This window comes from Actinomyces oris (genome assembly GCF_006546825.1).
GTDB lineage: Bacteria > Actinomycetota > Actinomycetes > Actinomycetales > Actinomycetaceae > Actinomyces > Actinomyces oris.
This window is the reverse complement of record NZ_VICC01000001.1, coordinates 157,668-171,601: the sequence shown is the minus strand read 5'-3', so window position 1 is coordinate 171,601 and position 13,934 is coordinate 157,668. Positions and strand designations below refer to the sequence as shown.

Here is a 13,934-nt window from a genome sequence, read left to right as displayed (position 1 = left end):
CATGGGCGTGGAATCGGAGGGGTTGAGGCCGACGCTGGTCATGATCGTGGACGACCAGCGCTACGCGCGCCTGGGGCTGGCGCTCATGATCCGCAAGGCGCCGGACCTTCACGTAGTGGCGGAGGCCGGTGACGGGCAGGAGGCGCTGGAGGTCCTGGAGCGGCTGAACCGATCAACGGGGCTGCCCGACGTCGTGCTCATGGATGTGCGCATGCCGAGCATGGACGGGATCAGCGCGACCCGGGCGATGGCGCGGCGGTTCCCGACGGTGAAGGTCCTGGTGCTGACCACCTACGACGAGGACGACTACGCCTTCGGGGCGTTGGAGGTGGGGGCCTCGGGGTTCCTGCTCAAGGACGTGCGCGCCGCGCAGCTGGCTCAGGCGGTGCGGGCGGTGGCTCAGGGCGATGCCGTACTGACGCCGCGCGTCACCAAGGAACTTATCGCGCGTGGGGTTCCACGGGCGCTGTCTGGGGCGCAGCGCGAGGGGCTGCGGGAGCGGTTCGGGGTGCTCACGCCCAGGGAGCTCGACGTGGCCCGACTCATTGCGGAGGGCATGTCGAACGAGGAGATCGCCGAGCGGCTCGTGCTGCAGCCCGCCTCCGTGCGCCGCAACGTCAGCCGTATCCTGGCCAAGCTCCACCTGCGCGACCGCGTCCAAATCGCCGTCGCTTGGTACAAGAGCGGCGGTTGAGACGTGTGTCGTCGCGGCTGGGTGCACTCCGCGCGTCCGGGGACATTTCCGTGCGGACGGGGACATTCGACGCCGTCGGGGACGGGAATCCTATCCCCGAACGCGTGGGCCGTCCCCGGCTGGAGCGGACCGCACCCGGCCGCGCGGAATGTCCCCAATATTGTGAGAAAAGAGAAGGAGCGAGGGATGTCCGAGTTATGTCCGAAGGATGAGGTGGTTATCCTTCAGTCTGGATAGATTTCAACGATTCTCACGGCGGCGAGTAAGGCTCATCGCTTAAATTTGGTGCGATTAGTTAAGTAACCTAACTGAGATCGCTCTCAAACCCAGCGACATCCTTCGCGGTAGCTATTTCTTCCTCTTTAATCTCTGTTACGCGTCTCGATGTCCCTTTGTTCCAACTGCGAGTAATTATTTTCATGTCAGAAGTGTCTGAAGAATAATGTATTATGTTCACTAGTCTGTTATTTAGCACTGAGAGTGATGGAAACCCAGACCCTCTAGTTGCGACAATGAAATTCTCACCTTCTGAACTACATTGTTTCCATGTTCCGCTAGCCAGCGTAGAGACTGCGGTAAGGTCTGACCTATCGGCACGAAGGTCTGTTGTCCAGTGAATAATGATACCTCCTTCAAGGCCTGCTGGCCAAAGCGGGAAGAATGGAAGCGTCTTCTTCGAGTTGAGTTTTACATAGAAACCTTCGCGTGTGCCTTTAGCTGATTGCATTAGCTCTCTTGCCTGTTTTCCAGAATAATAGGTGGCAGCAAGATGTAGTGTAGAGTGAGGCGGCTTTTTTTCGGTCCATACTTGCAGGTCTCCGCGCTTCACTACGTGTTCACATGAAGTGAATGACGGTAGGCGACGCCAGTCCAGTATAGTATATGAAAAAATTTGCATGTTTGTTAGAGTCGTGAGACTTTGCTTCCACTGGCGGACCTCAACTAGATTGGATTGTTCTTTTTGTCCTCGGATCTCAACCAATCCACTCTTGTGGTAGTGAAGTTTGAGAGGATTTCCTGGTTCTAGATCTCCGCGAATGCGATAGTTCCGTGGGTAGGTAGAAAAAGAATGTGCGGCAGAGTCGCAGAGAATCTCGCCAAGCGTCCATGCATCCGCTCGTGGACAAGTGGGAACTACTTGAAATCCGCCGTCGCCATTAAAAAACAGTGAAAGAATGTGGTAGAATTTTCCGTTCCCCGCGTTAAAGAACAGTCGACGACGCGAAACGGCTTTCGTTTTAGAGTATTTTGAAGGCATCTGAAACTCCTGCGTTGATAGTCGATGATATGGAGAACTTAACCGACTAGTTTATGACGAGGCGAAAGTAACTTTTGGTCTGCGTAAACATGATAGTTTGTAACTTCTGTGAGTAACTCACAGAGAATAATACTTGTTGCTGCTTTATGTGTATTCCGGCTGGGGTTGAGTATTTTGAAGGTGAAATAAGTTCCTAATGAAACTGTTTCTGAAGAAGTTGCTGCCGTGTTGAGTTTTGTTGTTAGAAATTTGCTATTTGTTTCCGCCGCCTAATCCCCGGAACCTCTCAACGTACGCGGCCAGGGCGGCTTGGACGCGGCGCTTCTTCTCGTCGTGGCTGTCGCCGGCAGAGCTGCGGAATCTGGGGGTGGGCGGCAGGATTCTTGTGATCGCGGTGCCCTCGGTGGGCACGTACCCGTTCCGCAGTGCGGCCTCCACCAGCGCCTTCGCCGGCCCTTCGCGCAGCTTCTCATCTCGGATGATCGCCGCCAGCTCCTCGCTGCGCCGCTGCTCGATGAACGCCCGCCACTGCTCGTCCACGTCCCCGAAGGCTGACACCGCGTGCACGAACTCCTCAATGAGGTCCCGCTTGTTGTGCAAACTGGGACTGGACATCACTGCCCGGCGGATCTCCACCGGGATCTCCTTGTCCTCGCCGTCGCCCGCCTCCTCGCGGTGCTTCTCCACCAGCATGAGGACGTAGTCGACTCCCACCTCCACTTGCTTGACCAGCTCGATCTCGAAGACGAGGTCGTCGTTGACGACCTCCTTCTCCACGTTGGCCGCCCGCCGCATCTCGGTATACAGGTCCACGTACACGCTGCGGTAGTCCTGGAACTCAGCCTCGCCGATGACGTCGTCGTCTCCGAAGTCGTCAAAGCTCGCCAGGATATTGCGCAGCCGCAGGATCTTCCCGAACTGCCGGATGAACTCCTTCTGCTCGGCCTCCGAGGCGATCATCTGCCCCGGCTCGAACCTGGCCCGCAGTTCGCCAATCTTCTCCAGATACTCCTCCAGGTACTCCTTGTACGGCTTGAGGAGCACCAGCCCGCCGGCGGCCTTGTTGCCGAACAGGGCGATGGCCTCATCGGTGTCCTCCTGCAGGTCCCGGAAGCAGACCACGTTCCCGTAGGTCTTGACCGAGTTGAGGATCCGGTTCGTGCGCGAGAACGCCTGGATGAGCCCGTGCGTGCGCAGCGACTTGTCCACCCACAGAGTGTTGAGCGTCTTGGAGTCGAACCCGGTGAGGAACATGTTGACCACGATGACCAGGTCGATGGTCCGCTCCGCCAGCCGCCGAGAGATGTCCTCGTAGTAGCCCTCGAAGCCCTGCGCGCTCGTGTCGTAGGCGGTGCCGAACTGCGCGTTGTAGTCGCGGATCGCCTCATCGAGGAAGGCACGGTCGTCGGCGGTCAGCTGCGAGGGGTCCACGGCCTCATCGGCCAGCGTCTCACCGGGCGCATCGGTGTTAGGCGCGTAGGAGTAGACGATGCCGACGCTCAGGCGCCGGTCCGAGGCCAGCCCCTCCTGCTGCCGCTTGAACTCCATGTAGTAGGCGCGCGCCGCCCGGATCGACGCCGTCGCGAACAGCGAGTTGAAGCCCAGCACCCGCCTCTGCCCCAGCGTGTAGGAGGAGTTGCGCCGCGTCTTCTGGTCGAAGTGCTCACGGATGTAACCCACCACCTGGGCCAGCCGCTCGGGCGCCAGCAGCGCCCGCTCGGTGTCGATGCCACTGATCTGCCCGTCGCGCACAGCGTCGGGCATCTTGATCGTGTCGATGTAGTCGATGCGGAACGGCAGCACGTTCTTGTCTCGGATCGCGTCCACGATCGTGTACGTGTGCAGCTGGTCGCCGAAGGCCTGCGCGGTGGTGCGCAGCTGAACGTTCCCGCTGGAGCCGGAGTTCGCCGCGAAGATCGGCGTGCCCGTGAACCCGAAGAGGTGGTAGTTGCGGAAGGCCTTGGTGATGGCCGTGTGCATGTCCCCGAACTGGCTGCGGTGGCACTCGTCGAACACGAGGACGACGTGCCCGGTGTAGATGGCGTGCTTACGGTTGCGCCCCACGAAGTTGGAGAGCTTCTGGATCGTGGTGACGATGATGCTCGTATCCGGGTCGTTGATCTGCCTGCTCAGCTGGTTGGTAGACTGGTTCGCGGAGACCGTCCCCTCGGCGAAGCGGTTGTACTCCTTGATGGTCTGGTGGTCCAGGTCCTTGCGGTCGACGACGAAGATGACCTTGTCGATCCCCTCCATCCCGGCAGCCAGTTTGGCGGTCTTGAAGGAGGTGAGGGTCTTGCCCGAGCCGGTGGTGTGCCAGATGTAGCCGCCGCCTGCCACGGTGCCGGTCTGCTTGTTGGCCGACGCCGTGAGGATCCGCTGGAGGATCGCCTCGGTCGCGGCGATCTGGTAGGGCCGCATGACCAGCAGCTTCTGCGCGGTGGTGAAAACGCAGTAGCGGGTCAGTAGAGCCAGCAGCGTGTGCTTGGCGAAGAAGGTCCGGGTGAAGTCGACCAGGTCCGTGATCGGCTTGTTCGCCGCGTCGGACCACCAGGAGGTGAACTCGAAGGAGTCGGAGTTGGCGGCCTTGGACTCGCGCTTGCCCCGAGTGGACTCGGTGACGTGGTCGAAGCGGGTGGTGTTCGAGTAGTACTTGGTCTGGGTGCCGTTGGAGATGACGAAGATCTGGACGTAGCCGAACAGGGCGGCGCCCGCCCAGAAGGAGTCACGCTGGTAGCGGTTGATCTGGTTGAAGGCCTCGCGGATGGGCACGCCGCGGCGCTTGAGCTCGATATGCACCAGCGGCAGGCCGTTGACGAGGACAGTGACGTCATAGCGGGTGTGGTGGGCGCCGGTATCGACGACGTACTGGTTGGTGACCTGCAGGCGGTTGTTGTGAATGTGCTGCTTGTCGATGAGCCGGATGTTCTTGGCCTCGCCGTTGTCCCGGATGAGGGTCTGGACGTGGTCCTCCTGGATGCGACGCGTCTTCTCCGCGATCTCGTCCCCGCCCCCTGAGCGGGTGCGGATCGACTGGGCGAAGAAGCGCTCCCACTCCTCATCGGTGAAGGCGTAGTCGTTGAGGGTTTCGAGTTGGGTGCGCAGGTTGGCGATGAGCTCGTCCTCCGAAGAGAAGGTGACGTACTCGTAGGCCTGGGCCTGCAGTTGGCGGATGAAGGCCGCCTCCAGTTCGGCCTCCGACTGGTAGCCGGTGCGGTCGGTCTCCTCGGGCTCATAGAGTCCGACGACGGTGCTCTCACTGGTCACGACGACCGGTTCGACGCCGATGGCCGAGGCTTCACGAATGGTCATGGGAGAACGCTTTCGTCAGGAGTGGAGAGATTCTGCTGGGGAGATGGGAACAGTGGGCATGTCGCGGTTCTCCCAGTCACCGTAGGTGCCGCCTGTCCACTTCCAGGCGGTACGACCGTTGCAAGATCGACCGGTGGCGATAGACCCGGCAGTGGATGGTGAGGGGAAAGGGATGTCCCGTGTGAGGGTGCCGGTGACACCATCGACGGCGATGCTCCCGTCATCAACAAGCTTGGTGTGTCGTGCGCGGTAGGATTCGTAGACGCGACGGGTGCTCTGAGAACTCCCCTTGTTGGTCCATTCCCCGACGACGCGGGATCCTTCCAGCATGATGAACTCGGCCCCAATGACGCGGGCTTGGGCATGGATGTCCCGCTTGGGGACAGCGAGCGTGAAGACGGGGGAGTCGATGTCCTGGGGAAGAGGTTGCCTTCCGGGGAGCGTCTTGGTGCTGCGTACGATGCTGACACCGAGGACCGGGAGAACGCCGCGGACCTGGTCGAGGAATGCCTCGGCGTCTGATTGTTGAGCCTCCGAGAGCTTCCGGGGCTGTGGTGTCTGGGTGTTGTCGGGTAGCGAACAGCGCTTGGCAGTGTTAGCGATTTCGACAAGACGAGCTTCGAGGTAGCCCCAGTGTCCTTCGTTGAAGGAGTCGTCACGGCTGCTGACGAGGATGGCTCGGTCCCACCATTCCTTCTTGCGGTTGTGGTCAAGGAATCGAGCAGAGAAGTCCTCGGTTTTCCCGATATAACAGGCGATGTTCTCGATCGCATCAGGGTCGTCACCAAGCAGGAGATAGACGCCGTTGCGGTGAGCCTCGTCTCGAGTGAGGATGCGAGTGAGGGCTGTGCGAGGGCCTGAGAGGATATGACCGGTCCACCCCGAGACGTTCGCAGTCGTGATGCCACCTGGCTCCCCGTCAACGAGGAAGAGCTCGATGTGTTTTCCGCTCATGATGTCAGTTCTTTTCAGGGAAGGTGAGGAGGCGGTCGCGGTAGTACTCGTACTGCTTGCGACGAGCCTCGATCTCCGCAGGGAGGCCTAAGGTCAGGTCATTGATGAGGGCGTCAAACTTGTCGAGATAATCGACTATCCGATGCTGTTCAGAAAGAGGTGGGACAGGAACGGCAGTATTTAGAATTCTGTCATTGTAGAGTCGCTTAATCGTTCCGCCATCGGTTTTCCAGTCGGCAATCTTGTAATAATAGAATAGATAGCGATTCAAGGCGACCGTTTCGTCGTTTTCGATCCAAACGATATTAGAGTCCTGAAAATAGGCGTCTCTTCCGTCGTAGGGGACGGCTCTTCCTATTGTTCCGGCGGCGGAAATGAGAACGCTTCCGGGTTTCGGAAAAGAATACCTTTCTTTGTATTCCTCATAGAGGTTGCGTGAAATATAGGCGTCTGCCGTGCCACCAAATGTCTTAATTTTATAAAAGGGAACGTCGCCTTTTTGGGATGTCTGTCTCTTCAAAATACGCTTGCACATTCGAATGGGGCCCACATCTTTGAGCGTTCTCATGCGTGTATCTGCGTTCGGTGAGAAGAAGTGGTTAAGGTAATGACTGTACTGTTGTTTGCGGACCTCCAGCTCCGCCTCCAGCTCCGCCTCCAGTTGGGTGAACTGGTCTAGTATCCTCGCGACCTCTTGTTGTACTTCGACTGGCGGTAGGGGGACTTGTATCTTTGCGAGATTTTTGCGAGAAATGTTTATTCTTGTTACGCCTGTTGCTGTCTTGATGACCTGATGTCGAATGGCGGCTGATCGAAAAAGATGCTTTGCGAATTCAGGAAGTAGGGTGAAGTTTTCGGTGGGTCGAAAGCAGATGCAAAAACTGTTGAGGTATAATGGCTCTGGGGGCAGTGATGTGATGACGGACGTAAGTCCGACTTCTTCTCTGTTTTCTGAGGATCCAGTGAAAAGTATGTCGCCAATCTGGAGGGTGTTTTGTGTCTCTGAATCGCTGATTCTGACGAAATCGTCTGCGGTCACGTCGACTTCGAGGTTCGAATATACGTTCTTGTACGACACGTACCGAGCTGTACCGTCGATGAAATCCGCCTTGGTTTTTCCTGTCAAGCCTCCAAGTAGACGGCCGACTTCGCCAAGTGGCTTGTACTCAACGCCGTCGGGGCAGAGGTCGCGGATGAGGTCATCGATATGGCTCACCGGGCACCGCCTTCGAGGTCGGCGACGATCTCATCAATACTCGCCCGCAGCGCAGCCTGTCGCTCCACGATCTCCTTGATCCGGGCATTGAGTTCCACGATGTCGACCTCCTCGCGAGTGTCCTCCGCCTCCACATAGGAGGACACCGACAGGTTGAAACCGTTCTCCCTGATTGCCTCCGCGCTCACCAGTGCGGCCACATGATCGATGTCGGCCCGTTTGGAGAGCGTCTCCAGGATCATCTCCTGGTTCTCCGTCGAGAGCTTGTTCTTGTTGCCCTGCCTCACGAACTGCTTTGAGGCGTCCATGAACAGGACGTTGTTGTCCTGCTTCGACTTCTTGAGCACGATGATGCAGGTTTTGATATTCGTCCCGAAGAACAGGTCCGGTGGAAGCTGGATGACGGCGTCGACATAGTTGTGCTCCACCAGGTACTGGCGGATCTTGGCCTCAGCGGCGCCACGGTAGAGCACACCCGGGAACTCGACGATCGCCGCCGTCCCATCCACTGCCAGCCAGGACAGCATGTGCATGGTGAAGGCCAGGTCCGCCTTCGACTTCGGGGCCAGCACACCCGCTGGGGAGAAACGCGGGTCGTTGATGAGAGCCGGATCGTCCTTACCGATCCACTTCGTCGAGTACGGCGGGTTGGAGACGATCGCCTCGAAGGGCTCATCGTCCCAGTGCGCCGGATCCGTGAGCGTGTCCCCGTGGGCGATGCTGAAGTCGGCGAAGTTGATGTCGTGCAGGAACATGTTGATCCGACACAGGTTGTAGGTAGTCAGGTTGATCTCCTGGCCGAAGAACCCTCCGCGCACGTTCTCCTTACCGAGCACCTTTGCGAACTTCAGTAGCAGGGAGCCCGAGCCGCAGGCCGGATCGTAGACGCGGTTGACACTCTCCTTACCCATGACCGTGATGCGGGCCAGCACCTCGCTGACCTCCTGCGGGGTGAAGAACTCACCGCCCGACTTGCCCGCGTTCGACGCGTACATCGTCATGAGGTACTCGTAGGCGTCGCCGAACGTGTCGATCGAGGACTCCCCGTAAGACAGGTCCAGGTCCCCGATCGCCTGCATGAGCCGGGTGAGCTTGTCATTGCGCTGAGCCACCGTGCGGCCCAGCTTGCTGGAGTTGACGTCCACGTCGTCGAACAGGCCCCGCAGGTCGGACTCCGAGCCCGTGCCGGTCGCCGAGGCCTCGATGCTCTTGAAGATGCGCGAGAGGGTTTCGTTGAGGTTCTCGTCGCGCGGTGCTCGCTCGCGCACGTTGTCGAACAAGTCCCCCGGAGCGATGAAGAAGCCCTTCTCCTCAATGATGCCCTCGCGGGCACCCTCGGCGTCGGCGTGAGACAGGAAGCGGTAGTCGAAGTCCTGGTCTCCGGCCTCGCGCTCGCCGGCGTTGATGTACTCGGCGAGGTTCTCGGAGATGAACCGGTAGAAAAGAAAGCCCAAGACGTAGGCCTTGAAGTCCCATCCGTCCACGCTCCCGCGCAGGTCGTTGGCAACCTGCCAGATCGCACGGTGAAGCGCAGCGCGCTCAGTCTCTCTACTCACAGTCGGCCTCTTCGTCGTCAGGATGGGGGATCGGGCAGAAGTATCCCACCAACTGAGGACGTCCGATGACCACGCGCTGAGGTTGAGGTCCAGGAAGGATGGTGACTACAGTCTTCGCCAGACAGCGAGCATCGGGCTTGGACCGGTGCGGCTACTCCGGCGGCCCCGCACCTGAGATGCGGGGCCGCTTGTTTGTGCTGCTGGCCGACCTGCGCTGGTTGGGAAGGCTACGTACCGGTCGCCGGAGGCGCGGTGAGCCGGGTGGCTGGTGTGAGGGCGCACACTCATGGTCGAGGCCTACGGCGCGGGCGGGTGCACTCCGCGCGTCCGGGGACATTTCCTTGCGGACGGGGACCTTCGACGCCGTCGGGGACGGGAATCCTGTCCCCGAACGCGCGGACTGTCCCCGGCTGGAGCGGACCGCACCCGGCCGCGTGGAATGTCCCCGCCGGTTCGGGGACGGCGGGGTCAGGCGGCGATGGCGGCCCCCAGGAGGATGAGGCGAAGCGCTCGCTCGGTGGCGTCGCTGACGAGCTCGTCGGCGCGGGAGACGGCCTCGGTCAGGTCCATGGGGACCGGGATGATGCCCATGACGGCGTCGATCCCGGCGGCGTGGACGGCCTCGGACCCCTCGCCGATGGAACCGGCCAGCGCGATGACCGGCTTGCCGGCCAGCTTGGCCCGCCGTCCCACCTCGGCGGGGATCTTGCCGCGCGGTGTCTGGAAGTCGACGGCGCCCTCGGCGGTGATGACCAGGTCGGCTCGGGCGATCTGGGTATCCAGGTCGACGCCGCACAGGTCGGCATCCATGAGGACGTCGAAGCGCGAGCACAGTCTGGCCCCCAGCCCCGCGGCGAGCCCGGCCCCCAAGCCGCCCGAGGCGCCGGTTCCAGGCCCGGTGAGCAGGTCGCGGTGCGCCGCCTGGGCCGGGAAGGCCTCGGTGAGCAGACCAGCCCAGTGGACCAGGCCCGCCTCGAGGGCCTCCACCTGCTCGGGGGTCGCCCCCTTCTGCGGCCCGAACACGCGGGCCACACCGCGCTCACCGGTGAGGAGGTTGTGCATGTTGCCGGCCACGAGGACCTCGACGTCGCGCAGTCGGGGATCCATGCCGGAGGTCTCGATCCGCTGGATCCGGGCCAGGTTCGAGCCGATCGGGTCGACCTCATCGCCGCCTGCGTCCAGAAGCCGGGCGCCCAGGGCGACGAGCGCGCCGGCCCCGCCGTCGCAGGTCCCCGAGTCGCCGCAGCCGATGATGATGCGCCGGGCCCCGTTATCGAGTGCCACCGCGATGAGCTCTCCGACACCGGTGGTCGTCGTGGCGCCGGGGTCGCGCATCCCGGCGGGCACCAGGCGCAGGCCGGCCGCCGCGGCCATCTCCACCAGCCAGGTCCCCTGGGCCGATCCGCCCAGCCGGGCCAGGTAGGAGTCGACCGGCTCACCGACGGGGCCGGTGACGCGGGTGGTGACGAGGTCGCCGCCGGTGGCCCGGGCCATCGTGGCCGCCGAGCCCTCACCGCCGTCGACCAGGGGCAGTTCGACGACGACGGCGCCGGGCAGGAGACGGCGCACCCCGGCGGCCACCGCCTGGCACACCCCCTCGGGGGACAGGCTCTCCTTGAATCCGGAGGGGGCGACGAGAATGCGGGTGGGAACGGACGTGGGCATGACTTTCCTCCAGGGTTGCGATGTGTGCGGGGTTCTCAAGGGATGGGGCGGGCCCGGGGCGCGGTGGGCGCCCGGCCTCACCAGCTCAGGCCCAGCAGCGGCCACAGCCAGGCGCTGCACGCCATGACCAGGACCACCATGAGGGGGCCGAGGATCAGCGACAGGCGCCGCAGGTCATCGGGGGAGAAGGTCTCCATGCCCTCGATGTCGGAGAACATGGCCACGGGCTTGGCCGAGGACGGCAGCGTGTGGCAGAAGCCCGCGGCGGCGGTCGAGGCGAAGGCCGCCGCGGCCGGGCTGACCCCCACCGCCGGCGCCAGGGCCACGACGATCGGGATGAGGACGGCCGAGCGGGCCGACCGCGACTGGATGACCAGGTGCGACGCCGTCGAGAGCGCTACGACCACCAGCATGAAGGGCCAGGGTGAGTGGATCCTCACGGCGTTGAAGGCCGAGGTCGCCACCCACTTCGCGGCGCCGGTCGACACCAGCGCGTCCCCCATGGCGAGGGTGGCCGCCATGAAGACCAGCAGTGACCAGGGCGCCTTGGCCAGGGCCTTGCGCAGAGCCACCGAGCCGTAACCGGGCAGCGAGGTCACCAGGACCCCCATGAGGGCCACGATGGCCGGGTCGATCCCGTGCAGGGCCTCGGTGCACCACAGCACCACGACCGTGCCGACGAGCAGGGCGGCCCGGTTCTCGGCCTGGGTCAGGGGGCCGGTGACCGGGGTCGGGGAGGCCGCCGCGAGGTCGGCGATGTCGACGCGCACCCGGCGGCGCATGTCCTCCTTGCGGGTGAACAGCCACACGATGAGCTCGGTGGACAGGTGGCTGGACAGGGCCGCCAAAGGCAGGCCCAGCAGCAGCCAGCCGGCGAAGGAGAACTCCTGTCCACCGGCCGAGGCCACGATGTGGGAGGTCACCAGATGGGCGCCCGCCCCCAGGAAGGAGCCGACCGCGGACAGCAGGATGACGGTGGGGAAGATGAGTGACAGGGCGTGGACGAGCCGCTTGCGGGAGGCCGCCAGGGCGTCGTCGTCTCCCGACCCGGTGCGCAGCGCGCCGGCCAGGGCCGTGTACACCGGCAGCAGCAGGGCGGCCCTGCCCGAGGTGGAGGGTGCCGCGAAGACGGTGGCGACGATCGCGGCCGTCACCAGGTGGAGCAGGATGCGCGGGTGGTCGGTGCCGGTCACCAGCCACGCCGCCAGGCGGCCCGTCAGGCCCGAGGCGCTGACCCCGACGGCGATGACGAAGGCCGCCACCAGCAACCAGATCGTGTCGTCACCGAGGCTGGCGAACATCTCGTCCGGGCTCAGGGCACCGGTGAGGACCAGGGCGGTGGCGGCACCCAGGGAGATGTAGGTGTCGTCCACGCTCGTGAAGGCCCAGGCCCACACCGAGGCGATGAAGATGATGAGGGTGATCGCGCCGGTGACGGTCAGGCTTCCCTCGGCGCCGCCGGCGCGCCAGGCGGCCACGCCCACGGCCGCGCACAGGCACACGGCGAGGGCGGCGGAGACGATGCGCCGCCACGGCAGACGTCGGTCCGGGGTCGGTTCGCCGCTCCCGGCCAGGGAGAGCGGCAGGGTCTCGCGCACGGTGGGCACATCGGTCTCGAAGGAGACGACGGCGTCAGTCGCGGTGGTCATGAGCCGGCCTCCTCTCCCGAGTCGCCGTGCGCGCGGTCGTCGCGGGGGCGGTCGTCCCGGGCGCCGTCATTGTGGGCGGCCGCCGGCTCACCGTCGCTCACCCGGGGTGCCGTGGCCGCGGAGGTGCGTGAGGAGGGGGCGGTGGCCGGAGAGACGACGACGGCGGGATCATGGTCCGAGGAGAGGCGCCAGGAGCTGTCGGCCGGGATGCGCAGGCCGACGGTGGCGCCCTGGCCCGAGGCGGAGACGGCGAAGACGGTGCCGTCGTGGGCGTCGGCGATGGCCCGCACGATGGCCAGACCCAGCCCGCTGCCGCGTGGCCTGCCGTCGGCCTCGCCGTGTGTGAAGCGCTCGAAGAGCCAGTCAACGTCGTCGTCGGCCAGGCCGGGGCCCTCGTCGGTGACGGAGATCTCCAGGCCGCTGCGGCCGTAGCCGTCGGTGCTGGGGGCGATGGTGAGGGTGAGGGGGCCGTCGCCGTGCTGCAGCCCGTTGCGGGCGAGGTGAGCGGTGGCCTGACGCAGGCGCTCGACGTCGAGTGTGGCCGTGCCGCGGGCCCTGAGGTCGAAGCTCCAGCGGCCCGGGGCCATGGACTCGACGTCGTCGCACAGGGTGCGGGCCAGCTCGGAGACCTCGACATCCGGGGTCAGGTGGGCGAAGTCGCGCCGTTCGGCCTGGGTGAGGGACTGGAGGTCGTCGAGGACCCGCTGCAGCTCGGCGATCTGGCTGCGCTGCTGAAGGACGGTGCGGGTGGCCGGCTGGCTGGCCAGGCGCGCGTCCATGACGGCCAGGGGTCCGGAGATCTCCTGGTGGGCGCGCAGGACGAACTGAGTCTGGCCGTCGAAGGCCTCCTGGAGGCGGTCCAGCATGCCGTTGAACTCCTCGGTCAGGCCGGCGATGTCGTCTCGACCCTTGACGGGCAGGCGACGGTTGAGGTCCTGGGTGGAGACGGAGGCGGCAGCGGCGCGCAGGTCGTGCAGGGGACGCAGGATCTGGCGCGCCACGAGCAGCCCGACGACGCCGGTGAGGACCAGGACGGCCGCGCTGATACCGACCATGAGCCAGATCGTGGCGTTGAGCTGGTCCACGCGGGAGGCGGTGAAGCTCATGGTGATGACGGACAGGTGCTGGGAGGGCTTGTCGGGTTCGATCTCGACCCAGGCCCAGCGGACCTCGCCGCTGCCGTAGGAGGTGGCGCCCGACGGAGACTGCAGCATCTTGACGAACAGGGGGTCCGTGCTGGTCAGGTCCAGGGTCGGGGCGGAGGCGCCGGAGGCCTGGGTGGCCTGGCCGGTGGAGTGGTTGTAGATGATGACGGCCTCGCGGTCGGTGAGCTGCTGGCCGTCCCGGTAGACCTCCATGAGGCGGGTGGTGGAGGTGAAGGGTTGGGAGGTTCGCGGGTCGACGCCGGTGGAGGCGAAGTTCTGCAGCTCCTTGACCTCGTGGGCGACGTCGGCGTTGGCGGAGCGGGAGATGTCCGCCATGAGGGTGGAGCGTACGGAGACGATCATGCTGGTCAGCCCCAGGGCGACGACGAACAGCATCCAGGCGACGATGCGCAGTCGTGCGGGTACCGAGGGGCCGGAGACCGGGTCGGCGGCCAGTGGCGGAGGAGACGAGGGCACGGTGGTCATCG

At 63.8% G+C, this 13,934-nt stretch carries 9 protein-coding genes; 1 reads left to right on the top strand and 8 read right to left on the bottom strand.

The features are described 5' to 3' along the window. The first annotated feature begins 1 nt into the window (after nucleotide 1). Complete coding sequence (locus FK267_RS00780) at nucleotides 2–694, top strand: response regulator transcription factor (RefSeq protein WP_075378015.1); 693 nt, start codon at nucleotides 2–4, stop codon at nucleotides 692–694. Between the two features lie 304 nt (nucleotides 695–998). Here the strand turns inward: FK267_RS00780 and FK267_RS00775 are convergent, their stop codons facing one another. From FK267_RS00775 to FK267_RS00740, 8 genes are all read right to left on the bottom strand, one after another. Beyond that, nucleotides 999–1,952: a hypothetical protein gene (locus FK267_RS00775; RefSeq protein WP_141405840.1), complete on the bottom strand. Its 954-nt coding sequence runs from the start codon at nucleotides 1,950–1,952 to the stop codon at nucleotides 999–1,001. A 252-nt stretch (nucleotides 1,953–2,204) separates the two neighbouring features. Then, nucleotides 2,205–5,261 carry a type I restriction endonuclease subunit R gene (locus FK267_RS00770; RefSeq protein WP_141405839.1) on the bottom strand — a complete coding sequence of 1,019 codons (3,057 nt, stop codon included), beginning with the start codon at nucleotides 5,259–5,261 and terminating at the stop codon, nucleotides 2,205–2,207. Between the two features lie 15 nt (nucleotides 5,262–5,276). Further along, nucleotides 5,277–6,215, bottom strand: a complete 939-nt coding sequence (locus FK267_RS00765; protein WP_141405838.1) for a GIY-YIG nuclease family protein — start codon at nucleotides 6,213–6,215, stop codon at nucleotides 5,277–5,279. A 4-nt stretch (nucleotides 6,216–6,219) separates the two neighbouring features. After that, nucleotides 6,220–7,431 carry a restriction endonuclease subunit S gene (locus tag FK267_RS00760; RefSeq protein ID WP_141405837.1) on the bottom strand — a complete coding sequence of 404 codons (1,212 nt, stop codon included), beginning with the start codon at nucleotides 7,429–7,431 and terminating at the stop codon, nucleotides 6,220–6,222. Next, nucleotides 7,428–8,987 carry a type I restriction-modification system subunit M gene (locus FK267_RS00755; RefSeq protein ID WP_141405836.1) on the bottom strand — a complete coding sequence of 520 codons (1,560 nt, stop codon included), beginning with the start codon at nucleotides 8,985–8,987 and terminating at the stop codon, nucleotides 7,428–7,430. Before FK267_RS00755 ends, FK267_RS00760 begins: the two co-directional genes overlap by 4 nt. Before the next feature lie 468 nt (nucleotides 8,988–9,455). Then, a complete protein-coding gene (locus FK267_RS00750) occupies nucleotides 9,456–10,652 on the bottom strand; it encodes a glycerate kinase family protein (RefSeq protein WP_141405835.1) in 1,197 nt (398 codons plus the stop codon). 77 nt (nucleotides 10,653–10,729) lie between these two features. Beyond that, on the bottom strand, nucleotides 10,730–12,301 hold the full coding sequence (locus FK267_RS00745) for an SLC13 family permease (protein WP_141405834.1): 1,572 nt from the start codon (nucleotides 12,299–12,301) through the stop codon (nucleotides 10,730–10,732). Beyond that, the gene (locus FK267_RS00740; RefSeq protein ID WP_141405833.1) at nucleotides 12,298–13,932 is read right to left on the bottom strand and encodes a sensor histidine kinase; all 1,635 of its coding nucleotides are present in this window, start codon (nucleotides 13,930–13,932) and stop codon (nucleotides 12,298–12,300) included. Before FK267_RS00740 ends, FK267_RS00745 begins: the two co-directional genes overlap by 4 nt. Nucleotides 13,933–13,934 lie beyond the last annotated feature (2 nt).

Excerpts from the sequence above, each read along its gene's own strand:
- FK267_RS00780 (WP_075378015.1), top strand. The coding sequence starts at position 2 with ATGGGCGTGGAATCGGAGGGGTTGAGGCCGACGCTGGTCATGATCGTG.
- FK267_RS00765 (WP_141405838.1), bottom strand. The coding sequence starts at position 6,215 with ATGAGCGGAAAACACATCGAGCTCTTCCTCGTTGACGGGGAGCCAGGT.
- FK267_RS00775 (WP_141405840.1), bottom strand. The coding sequence starts at position 1,952 with ATGCCTTCAAAATACTCTAAAACGAAAGCCGTTTCGCGTCGTCGACTG.
- FK267_RS00750 (WP_141405835.1), bottom strand. The coding sequence starts at position 10,652 with ATGCCCACGTCCGTTCCCACCCGCATTCTCGTCGCCCCCTCCGGATTC.
- FK267_RS00745 (WP_141405834.1), bottom strand. The coding sequence starts at position 12,301 with ATGACCACCGCGACTGACGCCGTCGTCTCCTTCGAGACCGATGTGCCC.
- FK267_RS00770 (WP_141405839.1), bottom strand. The coding sequence starts at position 5,261 with ATGACCATTCGTGAAGCCTCGGCCATCGGCGTCGAACCGGTCGTCGTG.
- FK267_RS00740 (WP_141405833.1), bottom strand. The coding sequence starts at position 13,932 with ATGACCACCGTGCCCTCGTCTCCTCCGCCACTGGCCGCCGACCCGGTC.